We start from the raw sequence: 17,413 nt of genomic DNA, 5'->3' as shown, positions 1-17,413 counted from the left end.
TAAACTGATAGAAAGTATGGACAGGATGGAGTAGATGCCATGCGCATCGGTAACTTATTGCAGTTTACGGAGCATCACCGCTATTATATTTTTCGTGATTTCTCATTAAGCAGTTTGGATTATAAAATATTATCGCTCATCTATCAGCCGATGATTGGCGCCTTCGCGGTTGCTTTGTACCAGCAGCTGTACCACGGCATCTCGGATGGGGCTTCTGGCTATTCCTCGCTGGAGCCGCAGCGCAAGCTGTTTCTCGGGCTGGGGCTTGAGATGAATGAGCGCGGCCGCAAGCATCTTGTCGAGCAGGCTTCGCGCCTCGAGGCAGTTGGCCTGCTGCAAACGTCGCGGCTGGCGCTGCCGGAGCAAAGCGACCTGATTTATGAATATGAGCTGGCTAAGCCGCTCACGCCGGGCGAGTTTTTTCAAACCCAGCATCTGGTTATGCTGCTGCGTGACAAGGTCGGCAAATATGCGCTAATTGCGTTAAGGGAATCATTTGGCGCGCAGGAGCCGGACGAGCTGGCCAGCGTACAGCTGAGCAAGGAGAACATTTCCGTACCGTTCTATGAGCTGTTTCAGCTTAATCCCCAATCCGTGGACCCGGAGCTGGAGCAGGCATTAAGCGAGGTAGCGCCATCTCGGCAAGCAGCCCCTAGGCTTAAGCAGGAGACGGCAGGCATTCCTTATGGGGAAATTATTTTGCGGTTTCCGCGCAATTCCGCCAACCGCAGCTATGTAGAGCGGCTGCGCGGCGATGGCGAGCAGCTTGGGCAGCTGAATTACGTCGCTTACAAATACAGCTTGAATGCGAGTGATCTTTGCCGTCTGTTGGATGAGGATGGCGTTTTTGCTCCTGACGGTATGCTGCTCATTGACGAGCTGCAAATGCGGGCCAATCAAATGTATCGCCAGGATAAGAAGCGCGAAGGGGATCGCCAGCGTACGATTGCCCGCGTGCAGCAGTCTCAGGCGGAGGTTACTGAAGACAATATTGAAGAATTTGGCGTTCAGGAAGAATATTATTTAAGCGTTCCTAGCTTGCTCGATGGCAGATGCGACATTCATCAGTACAATATGCTTATGCGCAATGAGCCGCATACCCGCTTCTTGCAGCGCTTTTTCCCTGGGTCTGTACCGGACTGGATTGAACGCTCCTTCGAGCGCATTGATCTCAATTACCGGCTGCCGGCCCCTGTAATTAATGTACTTATTCATTATGTTATAGGCATGAACGACGCCCATCGGATGACGAAAACCTTCGTTGAAGCGGTCGTATCCAATATGCTCGTCAAGCAGGTAGATACGTTTGAGAAGGCTGTTGGCTATGTGCGCGAGCAAGGGAAGGTTGAAGAGGCCAAGGAACAGCGGCAAGAAAATGCGCGTATTGTTGGCGCTGCTAGTCGTGGCGGCTCCCGAGCAGGCGCAAGAGGCGGCGCTTCCCGTAAGCCAAGCATCCCGATTGTGCAGGATACGGAGGCGGCTAGCGTATCGCCAGAGAAGCTTGAGGAAATGCGACAGCTGGCAAGGAAGCTGGATGGAAAATAAGATTGCGGGGTGATTAAGAATGGAATCGCTGGGTGAGCTTCTGAAAGCATGGCCTGCGGGCAAGTCATTAACGGATCAGGCGGACCGCAAGCTGGAAGAGCTGCTTGCCGATCCGCTTGTGCATCGGCTGCGGGAGAAGCATCCCGAGCTGGATGAGCAGGCGGTTCGTCTTAATTTGAACCGGGTCTATCAATATGTAACCGAATATCGGAACTGTACGAACTGCCCGGGACTTGATCAATGTCCGAATGACTTTGAGGGCCATTATACACTGCTTTCATGCGATATCGTGCAGGAGCGCGTACAGCTGCATGACCGCAAGGTTGCATGCAAGAAAATGATCGCTCGCCGCAATGAGGAGAGGATTAAGAAACGGATTCGCAGCTTCTATGTGGATGACCGGGCGCTCAAGAGCGGCTATTCGGCGCTCGAAATTTTGGACAAGGACCCTACCCGTGCCGAAGCGGCTTACCGCGTCATTGAATACATTGACCGGACGAAGGAGCAGGGCCTTCAGCCTAACGGGCTGTATTTAGCTGGAAAATTTGGCACAGGGAAGACCTTTCTCATGTGCTATCTGCTGCATGAGCTGGCGAAAGCCGATTATTCCGGCGTCATCGTCTATATGCCTGATTTTGTCGAGGATTTGAAATCGATGATGCATGAGCCGGCGAAGCTGCGGGAAACGGTGGAGATGATGAAGGAAACGGATCTGCTCATCTTCGACGATATTGGTGCGGAGAACTTGAATCCTTGGGCGAGGGATCATGTGCTTGGCTCCATATTGAATTACCGAATGAACCGGAAGCCGACGCTGTATACGTCCAATTATGAGCTTGATGGACTGGAACGCCATTTCAGCTTCACAAGCAAAGATGGCGATGAAGTGTATAAAGGGCAGCGATTAATGGATCGTATTCGGCCCTATGTCGATGTGATTATGGTCACAGGCGACAATAAGCGAGGATTAAAATAAAAAATTTGTTTAAAGCTTTTGCCTATTGGATATTCTATTAAACCTGTCGAGAACGTTTCGACAGGTTTTTTTGCATCTGTAAACATTTATAAATGTTTTACTTTTATATCGAATAATCAATGATGGTGCAATCGCGAGGGCAATAACCAAAAGACTGGGATACAACGGTTCATGGCGAATGAATAAAAGTGTATGAAGCGATTTTTTGGACTAAATATGTAAACGCATTATTGGTAGTAATTGTTAATTTATACGAAACTAAAAGTTAAAATGTTTGCGTTTTCATTGAAAAAAAATTAAAATATTTTTTTGTGTCGTTTTTAATCAAATGCCGTATTTTCGGACATAATACCTTACGCAAAACAGTCGTAGTATGTGATATTGCTCAGTTTTTAAGAAATGGGTAGTTGATTAAGTCTGATTTTATGCTATAATCTCTAGCATCAAATAGAGAATCTCAAACTATTCATAATTATTCCTTATGCCAAATATATATTCATCCTTACATTCAGTGGATAATATTTTTTTATTTCGGTTCTGCACAAACATGAACGTATGTTCAATGTATAAGGAACAAAGGAAGAATAAGAGAGATTCATATTGAAATATTAATTGGGAGGAAATAAACGCATGAAAAAGAAGTATTCGTTTTTACTCAGCACGTTGCTAGTCATGACTTTGATCATCAGCGCTTGTGGCAATGCAGGCAAAAACACAGGCACCAATAATCCGGGAGAGGCTAGCCCAGAGGCTACCGCTACCGAAGTGAAATTGGCTGACAATCAAGAGATTAGCGTGAACATTGCATCTGAGCCCCCGACACTTAACCCTGGTAAAGCAAGCGACTCCACATCCGGTACGATTTTGCGCCAAACGTTCGAAGGTTTGACTCGTATTGGACAAGACGGTCACCCTGAAAATGCAGTAGCATCGAAAGTTGAAGTTTCTCCTGACCAAACGGTATACACATTCACCATTCGCGATGGAGCTAAATGGTCCAATGGCGATCCAGTAATTGCCGGAGACTTTGAATATGCATGGAAATGGGTTCTTGACCCAGCTAACGCAGCAGATTACGCTTACCAGCTTTATTATATTAAAGGAGCAGAGGCTGCTAACCTCGGCAAAGGAAAAGTTGAAGATGTAGGCATTAAAGCAGTTAACGACACTACTCTTGAAGTTACGCTTGCTAACCCGACTTCTTTCTTCCTTGAATTGACAGCATTCTACACGTACCTGCCAGTAAACAGCAAAATTGCTGCAGCCAACAAAAATTGGGCTAACGATGCAGGCGACCAATACACAACAAACGGTCCTTTCCACATGACCGAATGGAAACACAGCGACAACCTTATTATTGAGAAAAGCGATACGTATTGGGATAAAGACAATGTGAAATTGACTAAAATCAACTTCTCGATGATCAATGACTTCAATACTGAGCTTTCGATGTTTGACAATGGCGAGCTGGACTGGGCTGGACAGCCTAACGGCCAATTGCCAGTTGATGCGATGCAAGCTTTGAAAGACCAAGGCTCTTTGCATACACAACCAATTGCTGGTGTGTACAACTACAAGTTCAACACGAAAGTTGCTCCTTTCGACAACAAAAACATCCGTAAAGCATTCGCTTACGCGATGAACCGCCAAGAACTGATCGACAATATTACACAAGGCGAGCAATTGCCAGCGATGGCGCTTGTGCCGCCAACGATGTTTGCTGAGAACGAAAAAGGTTATTTTGCCGATAACGATATGGCAAAAGCAAAAGAATATTTGGCAGAAGGCTTGAAAGAAATGGGGCTGAAAGACGCATCTGAGCTTCCTCCAATCTCTATTTCTTATAACACGAATGAAGCTCACCAAAAAATCGCTCAAGCGATTCAAGATATGTGGTCCAAAAACCTTGGCGTAGAAGTAACGCTTGATAACGCTGAGTGGGCTGTATATATTGAGAAATTGCATGCTGGCGATTACCAAGTAGGCCGTCTGGGCTGGCTTGGCGATTTCAATGATCCAATTAACTTCCTTGAGCTGTACCGTGATGCTGATGGCGGCAACAACGATACTGGCTGGGAAAATGCAGAATACAAAAAATTGCTGATTGATTCCGCATCTGAGCAAGATGCTGCAAAACGTACGGAAATGTTGAAACAAGCAGAAGCGATCTTGATGGAAGATATGCCTGTAGCGCCAATTTATTTCTATACGATGAACTGGGTTCAAAACGAAAAACTTAAAGGTGTTGTAGTTAGTGGTCTGGGCGATTTGACTTACAAATGGGCCTATATCGAAGCTTAATACAGGTAGGATGCAAATAAGAATAGTCGACCATAACCGGATGCAGCGGTATGGTGGGCGGAACATCCCGGATCACATTTTCGAGTGGTTCGGGGTGTTCCTTTGTTATGAAAATGCGGGGCTGTACTCCCCTTATATGTAAATAAAGCTCGAAACTAATAGGAGGTGCCAGACTATTATGGTGAAATATATTGGCAGACGTTTGCTGTATATCCTTTTGTCGTTGTGGCTGATTATTACAGCTACCTTTTTCTTGATGCGTCTTGCTCCGGGTAACCCGTTTACGTCGGAGAAGCAGCTGCCGCCGGAGATTAAAGCCAATCTGCTGGCTCACTATGGTCTGGATCAACCGTGGTATGCGCAATATGGCGATTATTTGCTGAAGGTGCTGCAATGGGATTTTGGTCCTTCCTTCAAGTATAAAAGCCAGACTGTTAATGATTTGATCAATACCGGTTTTCCTGTTTCGCTTGTGCTTGGCCTCGAAGCAATCTTCCTGGCGCTTGCAGTCGGTGTTATTCTTGGTGTTATCGCTGCTCTCAAACATAATCGCTGGCAGGATTATACCGCGATGATTATTGCGGTGGCAGGGATTTCGGTGCCTTCCTTCATTATGGCAACTGTTCTGCAATATGTGCTTGCGATTAAATTTGGCATTTTTCCTGTCGCCAGATGGGGAACCTTCATGCATACGGTTTTGCCGGCGATTGCACTCGCTTCCACGCCAACAGCGTTTATCGCTCGTCTTACGCGCTCCAGCATGCTTGAAGTACTTAGCAATGATTATATTAAGACTGCAAAGGCCAAGGGCCTAAGCGAATTTATGATTACAATCAAGCATACGCTTCGCAATGCGCTGCTGCCTGTCGTTTCTTATATGGGGCCGCTGTCTGCTGGTGTCATTACAGGAAGCTTTGTTATTGAACGTATTTTCGGCATACCGGGTCTTGGCTCTCACTTTGTTGTGAGTATTGGTAACCGTGATTACACGGTTATTATGGGGGTTACGGTGTTCTACAGTATTATCCTTCTCTTTAGCGTACTCTTGGTTGACATTTTGTATGGATTAATTGATCCCCGTATTAAACTTGGGCGCGGGAAGAAAGGGGCTTGACGATGGAACCAATATCTAAGGACCGGTTTAAGCTGGTAGGCTTACAGCAGCAAGGAACAGATAATGTGGCGAAGGCAAGCCTTTCTTTCTGGCAGGATGTCGTTCGGCGCTTCGCTAAAAATAAACTAGCTATGGTCGGGATTGTTTTGCTCGTTATTTTGGTCTTTATGGCTGCGTTTGGTCCATTTATGACCGAGTTTGATTACAAAACTAATGATCTTGGCAACAAAAACCAGGCACCTTCCGCTGAGCATTGGTTCGGCACGGATGATCTGGGGCGCGACATGTTTGCCCGTGTTTGGGAAGGCGCACGAATTTCCCTGTTTATCGGTCTTGCAGCCGCGCTTATTGACTTGTTTATTGGCGTCCTTTGGGGCGGAATTGCCGCTTACAAGGGCGGACGTGTGGATGAAGGCATGATGCGTTTTGCCGACGTTCTTTACGGTATCCCTTACTTGCTGCTTGCGATTATTTTGATGGTCGTATTCGGGCAAAGCTTGGGAACGATGATTGTAGCGATGACGATAACCGGCTGGATCAACATGGCGCGTATCGTTCGGGGACAAGTGCTGTCGCTGAAAAACCGCGAGTATGTGCTAGCCGCTCGTACACTGGGCGCAACGATGCCTTGGATTATGAGAAAGCATTTGATTCCGAATGCGATGGGCCCTATTCTGATTACAATGACGCTGACAATTCCATCGGCGATTTTTACAGAGTCGTTCCTCAGCTATTTGGGACTAGGCCTGACTCCGCCGATTGCGAGCTGGGGTACAATGGCATCCGATGGACTGCCTGCGCTTAAATATTATCCATGGCGTTTGTTCTTCCCGGCCATTATGATCTGTGTAACGATTTTCTCATTTAACGTAATTGGCGACGGATTGCGTGACGCTCTCGATCCGAAAATGCGCAAATAATAGGAGGAAAGCATAAATGGAAAAGCTGCTCGAAGTAAAAGATTTGTGCGTTTCCTTCGGTACGCACGGCGGCGAGGTACAGGCGGTCAGAGGCATTAGCTTTGACCTGTACAAGGGCGAGACGCTTGCCATCGTAGGGGAATCGGGCTCTGGTAAAAGTGTCGCTTCACAAACGATTATGAAGCTCATTCCGATGCCGCCAGGCAAAATTACGAATGGCGAAATTTTGTTTGAAGGCGTAGATTTAGTGAAAAAGACGGATAAGCAAATGGAGAAGGTACGGGGCAAGGATATCAGTATGATTTTTCAAGATCCGATGACCTCGCTTAATCCAACGATGAAAATCGGACCGCAAATTATGGAGGTGCTGAAGAAGCACCAAAAGCTTTCCGGCTCCGCTGCAAAAGAACGTACGATTGAATTGCTTCGTCTCGTCGGCATTCCGATGCCGGAGAAACGGATTAACCAATATGCCCATGAGTTTTCCGGCGGTATGCGCCAGCGGGCGATGATCGCGATTGCGCTTGCGGCTAATCCAAGATTGCTCATTGCCGATGAGCCGACGACGGCGCTTGATGTAACGATCCAGTCGCAAATTTTAGAGCTTATTAAAGATTTGCAGCAAAAAATCGGCATGTCTGTTATTTTCATCACGCATGATTTGGGCGTCGTTGCAAACGTGGCTGACCGTGTAGCGGTAATGTATGCGGGGCAAATTGTCGAGGTCGGAACCGTTGATGAAATTTTCTACGATCCGCGCCATCCTTACACATGGGGACTGCTTGCGTCCATGCCGAGCCTTGATATGACGGATAAAGCCGAGCTGCTGGACATACCAGGCACGCCTCCTGATTTGACGAATCCGCCTAAGGGCGATGCGTTTGCACCACGTAACCGCTACGCGCTGGCGATTGATTTCGAGGAAGAGCCGCCGATGTTCCAAGTATCCGAAACGCATTATGCCAAAACATGGCTGCTGCACCCGGATGCGCCAAAGGTGGAGCTGCCGGAGCAGGTAAAACGGAGAGTTCGTAAATTGGCAGCGTCTTTCGATAAGCCGGTGCTTGCGGAAGGAGAGGCTTAAATGGCTAAGAAGCTGCTAGAAATCAAAAACCTAAAGCAATATTTCAATGAAGGCCGCCCGAATATGGTAAAGGCCGTCGACGATGTCAGCTTCGATATTTATGAAGGCGAGACGCTTGGTCTCGTTGGTGAGTCGGGCTGCGGCAAATCAACGACCGGCAGAACGATTCTACGACTGTATGACGCGACGGATGGCCAAGTGCTGTTCAGTGGCGAGAATGTTCACGGACGCAAATCTAGAAGCGAACTGAAGCGTCTGAACCGCAAAATGCAAATGATCTTCCAAGATCCATATGCCTCGCTCAATCCGAGGATGACCGTTGGCGATATTATTGCCGAGGGGATCGACCTGCATGGTCTTGCGAAAAATAGCAAGGAGCGCATGGCGAGAGTGCACGAGCTGCTGGAGACAGTAGGCCTGCACAAGGACTATGCGAATCGTTATCCGCATGAAGCGTCCGGCGGACAGCGCCAGCGGATCGGCATTGCCCGCGCCCTTGCGGTCGATCCTGATTTTATTATTGCGGACGAGGCGATCTCCGCGCTTGACGTATCGATTCAAGCACAAATCATCAACCTGATGAAGAAGCTGCAGCGTGAGAAAAACTTGACTTATTTGTTTATTGCCCATGATTTGTCTATGGTTAAATATATTAGCGACCGTATTGGCGTGATGTACTTCGGCAAGCTTGTAGAGCTTGCTTCTGCGGATGAGCTGTACAACAATCCGATGCATCCATATACGAAGTCGCTGCTGTCGGCCATTCCGATTCCCGATCCGGAGACGGAACGCGTGCGCAAACGGACTCCTTATGATCCAAATGTGCATCAATATACACCAGAGGACCTTCCGGAAATTCGTGAAGTGAAGCCCGGGCATTTTGTTTATTGCTCAAAACGCGAGATGGAGCAGCTGCAAGCTTCTCATTAAAATGGGTTTAAGCTACTCAGCTTAATGCTTGCATGAATACAGCTTGCAGCTCAAGTAGAATGGACTGCCCTCAAATCAGTAAAGCCTTACGGCTGTACTGGTTTGAGGGCAGTCCTTTTTTGCTTGGAGGACTCTCGATTCCTATCGTTTCCCCCAGGTGGGGAGGTGGAGGAGACAGCGGGAAAAAAGCGATCTTTTTACCAAAATGATTTTAACATTATGGAATAAACCTAATTTCGAAAACGCTATTGACTAAACAAAATCACGCTGGTAGAATCCTTCCATAACCAACTAAGCGGGTAGGAATAATATTTTATCTACCGGACCACCGGCGGCAAAACATTACTCATTTATCCAGGACTGCAGGAGAAAAAAGAAAAAATCAGGGGTGTGAGGATTTATGTTAAAGGGGAAATGGTCGGTTTCATTATTGCTCGTATTGGTGCTCATCTTGTCCGCATGCGGAGCGAACGGAGGCAACCAGGGAACTGGTGGAGGAGCAGGAGAGTCGCCAGCTGCATCAACAGAAGCAAGTTCCGCAGGAGAGAAGTCAGCAGAACCAGTCGAGCTGCTAAATGTATCGTATGACCCGACTCGTGAGCTGTACGAGGAGTATAATAAAGCTTTTTCAACGTATTGGAAAAATAAAACCGGCCAGGACGTGACGATTAGCCAGTCCCATGGCGGATCAGGCAAGCAAGCCCGTGCAGTCATTGACGGCCTGAAAGCAGATGTCGTCACACTGGCGCTAGGCTACGATATTGATTCCTTGGTAGAGCCGGGCCTGCTGAGTGCAGACTGGCAATCCAAATTCGAGCATAACAGCTCGCCGTATACGTCAACCATCGTGTTCCTTGTACGCAAAGGAAACCCGAAGGGCATTAAAGACTGGAATGATCTGATTAAAGACGGTGTAGAAGTGATTACGCCAAACCCGCAAACGTCGGGCGGAGCTCGTTGGAACTATCTTGCAGCATGGGGCTATGCGCTCAAGCAAAACAACAATGACGAAGCGAAGGCGCAGGAGTTCATCACGCAGTTGTTCAAGCATGTGCCCGTACTCGACACGGGTGCACGCGGAGCAACAACGACCTTTGTAGAAAAAGGAATTGGCGATGTGCTGCTGGCTTGGGAAAATGAAGCCTTCCTGTCCATCAAGGAGCTTGGACCCGATCAATTCGAAATCGTCTATCCTTCCGTCAGCATTTTGGCGGAGCCGCCTGTAGCGGTCGTTGATAAAAATGCCGAGGCTAATAAAAGCACTGAAGTAGCTAAAGCCTATCTAGAGTATTTGTATTCGGATGAAGGCCAAGAGATTGCAGCTAAAAACTACTACCGTCCTATTAATGAAACGATTGCTGCAAAATATGCAGATACGTTCAAAAAGCTGGATTTGCTAACGATCGACGGAGATTTTGGCGGCTGGAAAGTGGCGCAGGAGAAGCATTTTAATGCGGGCGGCATATTCGAAAAGATTTACACGCCAGGCTCGTAATGATCGCTAGGCACAGCAAAATGTGGAATGGAGCTGACTGAGCATGTTAGGTTCCAGTAGGAGCAAAGGAAGAAGCAGAGGCGGCAAAGCGCGAAACGTTTTGCCCGGCTTCGGCCTATCAATGGGATTTGCAATTGTGTATTTGAGCCTGATCGTTCTAATCCCGCTGGCCAGCGTATTTATTAAGACGACAGGACTCAGCTTTGCCGAATTTTGGAGCACGGTAACGAATTCAAGGGTTCTGGCTTCTTATCGCATCAGCTTCTTCACCGCTTTCAGCGCCGCAGCCGTCAATATGGTGTTTGGCCTGCTCATTGCGTGGGTGCTGGTCCGCTACCGTTTTCCTGGCAAAAAATTTATCGACAGCCTCGTCGATCTTCCATTCGCGCTGCCGACAGCGGTAGCGGGAATTGCACTGACGGCCATTTATGCGCCGAATGGCTGGGTAGGCAAGCTGCTCCAGCCGCTCGGGCTCAAGGTGGCCTATACGCCACTTGGCATTACAATAGCCCTTATCTTTATCGGCATTCCCTTCGTCGTTCGTACGGTGCAGCCTGTGCTGCAGGATCTCAATAAAGAAATAGAAGAGGCCGCAGTTATGCTTGGCGCCTACCGGATGCGCACCTTTTGGAAAGTGATTTTGCCTGAGCTGATGCCGGCACTGCTTACGGGCTTCGCTCTAGCTTTTGCGCGCGGCATTGGCGAATACGGCTCCGTCGTATTCATCTCCGGCAATATGCCGATGAAAACCGAAATCGCCCCGCTTCTCATTATGACGAAGCTGGAGCAGTTTGATTATGCAGGGGCTACCGCAATCGCGCTCGTTATGCTCGTCGTTTCGTTCCTGCTGCTGCTGTTCATTAATTTCATGCAGTGGCGGATTAACCGCCGCGTCGTAGAAGGAGGCTAAGCCGGATGGCTGGAGCAATTACAACCCATTTATCGAGCGAGGCCTCCAAGCGGCCTAAGCATATTACGGAACCGGCAATTGTGCGGATTGTACTCATAACGGTAGCGCTTATTTTCCTCGCGCTGGTCGTGCTGCTACCGCTCGTTTCTGTATTTGTTGAAGCGTTTAAGAAGGGCTTTGACGTTTACCGAGCCGCAATCACCGATCCCGACGCATTATCGGCACTTAAATTGACTTTGCTCGTAGCCATAATCGCCGTGCCGCTAAATACGCTGTTCGGTTTATCCGCTGCATGGGCGATCAGCAAGTTCCGTTTTCGCGGCAAGCAGTTTTTAATTACGCTCATTGATTTGCCGTTTGCCGTATCTCCGGTCATATCGGGACTTATCTATATTCTAATGTTTGGCGCGCAAGGCTTCTTCGGCCCCTGGCTCGATTCCCACGGCATTCAGCTCGTCTTCGCCCTGCCGGGCATTGTTCTGGCGACTGTATTTGTAACGGTGCCGTTCATTGCCCGCGAGCTTATACCGCTTATGCAGGCACAGGGAGTCGCAGAGGAGGAAGCTGCGGCAAGCCTTGGCGCCAAGGGCTGGCAAATTTTCTGGCGGGTCACCTATCCGAACATTAAATGGGGCCTGCTGTACGGCATTATTTTATGTAATGCGCGAGCGATGGGCGAGTTTGGAGCTGTCTCAGTCGTATCCGGCCACATTCGCGGGCAGACCAATACGCTGCCGCTGCACATTGAGATTTTGTATAACGAATACCAATTTTCAGCTTCATTCGCCGTTGCTTCGCTGCTCGTTATGCTGGCGTTCGTAACGCTTATCGTCAAGTCGCTTATGGAGTGGCAAATGAATAAACGGGCTTCTGCCCAAATCGTCTGACGCTTGCGATAAGGTGAATCGGCTGTATTTTTAGTATTAAAAAAAGGAGGAGAAGACAATGGCAAAACCTTTGGAAATTGATCAGCAGTGGCTTAAGCGAATTGCCGATCAGGTGGGCGGGCTGCAATATGGAAGTGTAAATATTACGGTGCATGACGGCAGAATCGTTCAGATTGACCGGACAGAGCGGACGCGCTACGATCAGCCCTCCGGCAAGCAGCAGGAAACCCCAAGCGTCAAGCAGCAATCGGGCAGCAATAGCCATAATAATAGCAACAGCAGCAAGCATCAAACAGCCTGAATTTTGAGAGAGGCAGTTGTCACCAGAAAATAATGTTTTAGACTGACCCTACAAATTGAAACAGCGACAGCCAAGGATGAGAAAATAGAGTCCTAAAATGTCGCTGTTTTAAATAATTTCCCCAAATGCAGTTGCCACTAAAATCTTTGGTGGAAATCGAGCATGCAATACTCCATCTTTAATCTGTCCACCGAAAACGGGAAAAGCTGGTAAAATTCTATCCCCTACGATATCCAGTTATGAAGAAAATCCAATTGAATTACTAGTCATCGTAACTATATTTTTGCTTTGATTATCTTTTAGAGCTAACAACGCTGATTCAGATCGATCGTAACGAACAGTAACGAAAATAAAATCGTATACATCTTCATTTTCGAGCGTATCAATGACATTCACTTGTATCGATTTAACGATACCTTGTTCTTTATATTGCAGGCCATTTTCTCTTAATGTTTTAAATCTATTAGAATGTGCAAACAGACTAACGTCAAACCCTGCTTCAATAAGCTTAATTGCGTATATGCTCCCGATGACACCTGCACCAAAAATTAGAATTCTATTTTGATTTTCTGGCATAAATACCACCCCTACGTATTAACATTTCCATTTAATTATCAGACAATATGTTGTCTGATGAGCTGGGCTATGACAAACAGGTAATATAAAGAAAGAAAAAGAACCTTCGAATCATCCGCCAAAAGCGGGATTGAAGGTTCTTTTTTTTAAATATAGGCCATTTTGAAGTTTCTTCCTTATAAATGGCTTATATTTCTCGGAATTCTCGGAATGAAACGCGCTGCACTACCAAAGGACGGCGACAGCCGTTTCACCTTTTTGCTATTTGTTTACGATATGATAAATTTCACGATAACAGCTGCAGCAAACATGACAGTCATTAGACCAAGCATGCCGCCAAAGCCGAACACTACGTCCATCAAGTCGTGGCGCGGTTCTTCATTATAATGCTCGCGCGGGTCTCTAACGTTCTCCATAACAAGCGTCCTCCCTTGAAAACGATTTAGCTATCAACAGTATACCCAACTATCCGAATAATTGTAAAGCAAAACACGGCAACTATTGTAAACTTGAGGACTCGGCTACCGGCACCAATCTATGTTACAATAAGGCATGGGAACAAATGTCCGTGAGGGAGGTTTGGAAATGAATCAGCATGAGGGGAAACAAGCGGCCAGCCAGGCTGAAGCAGCGGAATTAATTCGTCATAAGCTAGCGCTGCTTCCGGACCAGCCCGGCTGCTATTTAATGAAGAACGGCGAAGGCACCATCATCTACGTCGGCAAAGCCAAAATATTAAAAAATCGCGTCCGCTCGTATTTCAACGGCTCTCATAACGGCAAGACGCAGCGCCTCGTTGCGGAAATCCGCGATTTTGACTTTATATTGACGAAGAGCAACATGGAGGCGCTCATTTTGGAGTGCAATCTCATAAAGCAGTATCATCCGCGCTATAACGTCCTGCTGAAGGATGACAAGTCCTTTCCTTATATAAAAATTACGCATGAGCAGCATCCAAAACTCGAGGTAACCCGCAGGATGGCCAAGGATAAGGGGAAATATTTCGGCCCTTATCCGAATGCTTATGCCGCCCAGCAGACGAAGAAGCTGCTGGACCGGCTGTATCCGCTGCGCAAATGCAAGACGCTGCCCGACAAGGTATGCCTGTACTATCACATGGGGCAATGCATTGCGCCTTGTGAATATGAGATTGAACCCGGCACCTATGAGGCGATGGTTCAGGAAATTACCCGTTTCCTCAATGGCGGCCATGATGTGGTACGGACGGATTTGCAGCGCAAGATGGAGGCTTCCGCCGAGCAGCTGGAGTTCGAGCGGGCGAAGGAGTATCGCGATCAGATTATTGCCATTGATGCGGTGATGGAGAAGCAGAAAATTACGATGTCGGACGCCTTGGACCGCGATATTTTCGGCTATGCAATCGAGAAGGGCTGGATGTGCGTCCAGATCCTATATATGCGCCAAGGCAAGCTTATAGAGCGTCATGGTACGACCTTCCCTTATTATGGCGAAGAATACGATGATTTTATGACCTTCGTAACCCAATATTATAGTGAAAACCCTGCGCTGCCGAAGCAGATTTTGCTGCCACTTCCCCCAGAGCAAGCAGATCTTGCTTTGGCTGCAGGCAAGCCGGAAGTAGGGAAGCAGGAGTCGGCTGCAGCCCATCTTGAACAGGAGGCGGCGTCAAGCACAAATGAGGCAGCAAAGGATATGGTAGATGCAGCGAGCTTAGTCGTTGTGGCTGACGAAGACATGCAAGAGGAAGCCCAGCAGCCTAAGGAGAAGGAGCTGTCCGTTGCCGAGGAGGCGGCTGCTGCGCTGCATCACTGGCTGAAGGTCAAGGTGCTTCTGCCCCAGCGCGGACGCAAGAGCGAGGTCGTTTCGATGGCGACGGAGAACGCCAAGGTTACGCTTGCCGACAAGTTCCGGCTCATTGAGCGGGACGAGGAGCGCAGCGTCAAGGCGGCGGCAGGGCTTGCCGAATGGCTCGGCTTGCCGCAGGCGGCCCGAATTGAAGCGTTTGACAACTCCAACATTCAAGGGACGAATCCGGTATCGGCTATGGTCGTATTCATTGACGGCAAGCCGGACCGTAAGGAATATCGCAAATACAAGGTCAAGACGGTCGTTGGGCCAGATGATTATGAGACGATGCGCGAGGTTATTCGCAGACGCTATGAGCGGGTGCTGAAGGATCAGCTGGCGGCACCGGATCTCATTGTCGTCGATGGCGGCAAGGGGCAAATTTCCGCAGCGATTGATGTGCTGCAAAATGAGCTGAACCTGTTTATTCCGGTATGTGGCCTCGTCAAGGATGCCAAGCACCGGACGGCACAGCTCATGACCGGCGATCCCGCCGAAATTATTCCGCTGCCGCGCGACAGCCAAGAGTTTTATTTGCTGCAGCGCATACAAGACGAGGTTCACCGCTTCGCAATTACGTTCCACCGCGAGCAGCGCGGCAAGTCGATGGTCGTCTCCCAGCTCGATGCCATTCCGGGCATTGGCGAGAAGCGGCGCAAGCTGCTGCTTAAGCATTTTGGCTCCATTAAAAAAATAAAAGAGGCCACAGTGGAAGATTTCCGGCCTCTTTCAATAGGAGATAAGCTTGCCGCACAAATTATTGCGGCACTTGGGGAGGAGGCGTCGCCGTAAGCTGCGGCGGCGTTCCTCCTTTTTTTCTATGCCATAACCGAATGATATAGGCAATTGGAACGGGCAGAACAGCATAGAAGATGGCTGCCCCGATATTTAAAGCACCGCCTACAGAAATGAGCGAGAAGCCCATTAACAGCGAATCAAATATTGCATGAACGAATATGGCGGTAATGAGGCTGTAGCGCAGGAAAATGTAGCTGAAGATCATCCCAATAATAATTAGCTCAATCAGCCTGGTGTAGTACGGGAAGATCGGATAGGAAACATGTCCAAGCGCCCACAGGATGGTTGGAATCAAGGCGGCGACATAAATATTTTTGAACCATCTGCGGAACAAGGCAATGCCGAAAAATCGGTAAATGGCTTCCTCGGAAATCGCAGCGCACCAAGCCAGCATCGGCATGAGCCACAGCCATTTGATGTTGTAGGGAGACTGGGTCGCATCGCTTGTGCTCCAACTGCCGATCGCTGTTTCGAGAACCAGAAAAATGACCGACTGCACGCCTAGCAAAATAAGGGCGATCAAATAACCGAGTCCCATGCTGCGCCAAACATGCTCGCCGTAGTTTTTTTCACGGAAGCCAGGCCATATCGGACGTTTCCACGAGCGCCACATGCCGTCACCGGCCACGAAGGAGAAATAAACAGCTGCGCCAACCGGGATGAGCAGAAGTGCAGTAAACCAGGCCATAAAGGACACCTGGGCATCTCCCATCACCTGTTCGCCCTGCTGGGCAATGACGCCGTCCATAATGCCAAGATTGTTAATAATATAAAATCCGGTGAAAATAAGGCTGATGGCGATCCCGCGTTTGAATGTCGTATGGCGGCGGTATAATATCGCATAGATAATAGCAAGCACCAGCGTAATGAAAGTCATGTAAATGAGGCTGATCAACGATAAAGCGTCGGCCGTGCTTTTTTGCTGCTCAATATTGGCTACATAGTCTGCGGGTGGAACAAAGGCTGGCTTATAAGTCGAAATGATGGTTTTGTCGCCATGTTCAATGAAGCCCACACGCAGCTCAAGTTGGGAACTGCCTGCAGCGTACCCTGTTGGATGAATGACGACCTGTCCAAGCGAGTTAACGGCAGCATCGTTCAAATCTTTGGCTTGAAAGCCTTGCGTAGTCGCAAAGCTGGCCGCTGCATCTAGAAGCTGCTTCTGTTCTTTAATGGTGTTCATGCCCGAGCCTGCTCCAATGAGATTCCAAGCGACAACACTGCCGCTTTGCATATGGAGGTAGACGAACGCGGTGCTGCCATTGTCAAGCGTTACTTGCGTTTGATAGGTGTCAAGCGGAAACTGCTGCATATATTTGGTCGCATAATCCTCGTACAGCTTTTCCTTTATCAAATAGCCGGTTTCATTGCTATCGGTTTGATAAACCGTATGAGCGTCTGTAACGTTAACGCCGAATTGCTTGGCGGCAAATTCCGTTGCTTTTTGGAGGGCTGCCTCATTGCCTATAACGTTTCCCTGTGATTCCGATGTGCCTGATTCCGGACCACCAAGCATGGGGATGATTTGCAAAAATATAAAAACGACAGCGCTAATAACTGCGGCCCATACAAATTTCTTCCACTCACGTGGAGCAATAAATTCAATCATAACTCACCTCAATTTCAGTTTAATCGAAAAATTAAGCATAGTACTCTTACGATACCATATTAAACCATATGATCGCCAATCTAACAGCTTGGTCACCCTTTAGACGGCTTGTCAGCGTTGCCAGCATTCATAAAACAGAG

15 protein-coding genes are annotated in these 17,413 nt (G+C 48.2%); 12 read left to right on the top strand and 3 right to left on the bottom strand.

Going from position 1 to position 17,413, the window contains the following annotated elements; translation table 11 throughout:
• Positions 1-39: 39 nt before the first annotated feature.
• From ABEW34_RS03480 to ABEW34_RS03430, 11 genes are all read left to right on the top strand, one after another.
• Positions 40-1,545: a helicase DnaB gene (locus ABEW34_RS03480; protein ID WP_430154889.1), complete on the top strand. Its 1,506-nt coding sequence runs from the start codon at positions 40-42 to the stop codon at positions 1,543-1,545.
• A 19-nt stretch (positions 1,546-1,564) separates the two neighbouring features.
• Positions 1,565-2,521 carry a primosomal protein DnaI gene (gene dnaI, locus ABEW34_RS03475; RefSeq protein ID WP_430154887.1) on the top strand — a complete coding sequence of 319 codons (957 nt, stop codon included), beginning with the start codon at positions 1,565-1,567 and terminating at the stop codon, positions 2,519-2,521.
• A gap of 630 nt (positions 2,522-3,151) precedes the next feature.
• A complete protein-coding gene (locus tag ABEW34_RS03470) occupies positions 3,152-4,822 on the top strand; it encodes a peptide ABC transporter substrate-binding protein (protein ID WP_430154885.1) in 1,671 nt (556 codons plus the stop codon).
• Positions 4,823-5,000: 178 nt separating this feature from the next.
• Positions 5,001-5,936: an ABC transporter permease gene (locus ABEW34_RS03465; RefSeq protein WP_046228634.1), complete on the top strand. Its 936-nt coding sequence runs from the start codon at positions 5,001-5,003 to the stop codon at positions 5,934-5,936.
• Between the two features lie 2 nt (positions 5,937-5,938).
• Positions 5,939-6,856, top strand: coding sequence for an ABC transporter permease (locus tag ABEW34_RS03460; protein WP_430154883.1), 918 nt, complete (start codon positions 5,939-5,941; stop codon positions 6,854-6,856).
• A 16-nt stretch (positions 6,857-6,872) separates the two neighbouring features.
• Positions 6,873-7,940, top strand: coding sequence for an ABC transporter ATP-binding protein (locus ABEW34_RS03455; RefSeq protein WP_430154881.1), 1,068 nt, complete (start codon positions 6,873-6,875; stop codon positions 7,938-7,940).
• A complete protein-coding gene (locus tag ABEW34_RS03450) occupies positions 7,941-8,870 on the top strand; it encodes an ABC transporter ATP-binding protein (protein WP_341281565.1) in 930 nt (309 codons plus the stop codon).
• Between the two features lie 400 nt (positions 8,871-9,270).
• Positions 9,271-10,365 (top strand): sulfate ABC transporter substrate-binding protein, encoded by a 1,095-nt coding sequence (locus ABEW34_RS03445; protein WP_430154879.1) that lies wholly within the window; start codon positions 9,271-9,273, stop codon positions 10,363-10,365.
• A 43-nt stretch (positions 10,366-10,408) separates the two neighbouring features.
• Positions 10,409-11,275, top strand: coding sequence for a sulfate ABC transporter permease subunit CysT (gene cysT, locus ABEW34_RS03440; RefSeq protein ID WP_430154877.1), 867 nt, complete (start codon positions 10,409-10,411; stop codon positions 11,273-11,275).
• Between the two features lie 5 nt (positions 11,276-11,280).
• On the top strand, positions 11,281-12,162 hold the full coding sequence (gene cysW / locus ABEW34_RS03435) for a sulfate ABC transporter permease subunit CysW (RefSeq protein WP_430154875.1): 882 nt from the start codon (positions 11,281-11,283) through the stop codon (positions 12,160-12,162).
• A 58-nt stretch (positions 12,163-12,220) separates the two neighbouring features.
• Positions 12,221-12,463, top strand: coding sequence for a YezD family protein (locus tag ABEW34_RS03430; protein ID WP_430154873.1), 243 nt, complete (start codon positions 12,221-12,223; stop codon positions 12,461-12,463).
• 237 nt (positions 12,464-12,700) lie between these two features.
• On the opposite strand, the gene ABEW34_RS03425 is transcribed toward ABEW34_RS03430, so the two are convergent.
• A complete protein-coding gene (locus tag ABEW34_RS03425; RefSeq protein WP_430154871.1) occupies positions 12,701-13,039 on the bottom strand; it encodes a ketopantoate reductase family protein in 339 nt (112 codons plus the stop codon).
• A gap of 269 nt (positions 13,040-13,308) precedes the next feature.
• On the bottom strand, positions 13,309-13,455 hold the full coding sequence (locus ABEW34_RS03420; RefSeq protein ID WP_099516602.1) for a YqzM family protein: 147 nt from the start codon (positions 13,453-13,455) through the stop codon (positions 13,309-13,311).
• 169 nt (positions 13,456-13,624) lie between these two features.
• Between ABEW34_RS03420 and uvrC the strand changes: the two genes are divergently transcribed.
• On the top strand, positions 13,625-15,658 hold the full coding sequence (gene uvrC, locus ABEW34_RS03415) for an excinuclease ABC subunit UvrC (protein ID WP_430154869.1): 2,034 nt from the start codon (positions 13,625-13,627) through the stop codon (positions 15,656-15,658).
• Here uvrC and ABEW34_RS03410 read toward each other — a convergent pair.
• On the bottom strand, positions 15,624-17,273 hold the full coding sequence (locus ABEW34_RS03410; RefSeq protein ID WP_430154867.1) for a CPBP family intramembrane glutamic endopeptidase: 1,650 nt from the start codon (positions 17,271-17,273) through the stop codon (positions 15,624-15,626). The two genes, uvrC and ABEW34_RS03410, sit on opposite strands and share 35 nt — an antisense overlap.
• Positions 17,274-17,413: the final 140 nt, after the last annotated feature.

Origin of the sequence: Paenibacillus algorifonticola (assembly GCF_050481745.1) — a bacterium.
GTDB classification, from domain to species: Bacteria; Bacillota; Bacilli; order Paenibacillales; family Paenibacillaceae; genus Pristimantibacillus; species Pristimantibacillus algorifonticola_A.
This window is presented reverse-complemented; position numbering and strand designations above follow the sequence as displayed.

Excerpts from the sequence above, each read along its gene's own strand:
- ABEW34_RS03480 (WP_430154889.1), top strand. The coding sequence starts at position 40 with ATGCGCATCGGTAACTTATTGCAGTTTACGGAGCATCACCGCTATTAT.
- dnaI (WP_430154887.1), top strand. The coding sequence starts at position 1,565 with ATGGAATCGCTGGGTGAGCTTCTGAAAGCATGGCCTGCGGGCAAGTCA.
- ABEW34_RS03470 (WP_430154885.1), top strand. The coding sequence starts at position 3,152 with ATGAAAAAGAAGTATTCGTTTTTACTCAGCACGTTGCTAGTCATGACT.
- ABEW34_RS03465 (WP_046228634.1), top strand. The coding sequence starts at position 5,001 with ATGGTGAAATATATTGGCAGACGTTTGCTGTATATCCTTTTGTCGTTG.
- ABEW34_RS03460 (WP_430154883.1), top strand. The coding sequence starts at position 5,939 with ATGGAACCAATATCTAAGGACCGGTTTAAGCTGGTAGGCTTACAGCAG.
- ABEW34_RS03455 (WP_430154881.1), top strand. The coding sequence starts at position 6,873 with ATGGAAAAGCTGCTCGAAGTAAAAGATTTGTGCGTTTCCTTCGGTACG.
- ABEW34_RS03450 (WP_341281565.1), top strand. The coding sequence starts at position 7,941 with ATGGCTAAGAAGCTGCTAGAAATCAAAAACCTAAAGCAATATTTCAAT.
- ABEW34_RS03445 (WP_430154879.1), top strand. The coding sequence starts at position 9,271 with ATGTTAAAGGGGAAATGGTCGGTTTCATTATTGCTCGTATTGGTGCTC.
- cysT (WP_430154877.1), top strand. The coding sequence starts at position 10,409 with ATGTTAGGTTCCAGTAGGAGCAAAGGAAGAAGCAGAGGCGGCAAAGCG.
- cysW (WP_430154875.1), top strand. The coding sequence starts at position 11,281 with ATGGCTGGAGCAATTACAACCCATTTATCGAGCGAGGCCTCCAAGCGG.
- ABEW34_RS03430 (WP_430154873.1), top strand. The coding sequence starts at position 12,221 with ATGGCAAAACCTTTGGAAATTGATCAGCAGTGGCTTAAGCGAATTGCC.
- ABEW34_RS03425 (WP_430154871.1), bottom strand. The coding sequence starts at position 13,039 with ATGCCAGAAAATCAAAATAGAATTCTAATTTTTGGTGCAGGTGTCATC.
- ABEW34_RS03420 (WP_099516602.1), bottom strand. The coding sequence starts at position 13,455 with ATGGAGAACGTTAGAGACCCGCGCGAGCATTATAATGAAGAACCGCGC.
- uvrC (WP_430154869.1), top strand. The coding sequence starts at position 13,625 with ATGAATCAGCATGAGGGGAAACAAGCGGCCAGCCAGGCTGAAGCAGCG.
- ABEW34_RS03410 (WP_430154867.1), bottom strand. The coding sequence starts at position 17,273 with ATGATTGAATTTATTGCTCCACGTGAGTGGAAGAAATTTGTATGGGCC.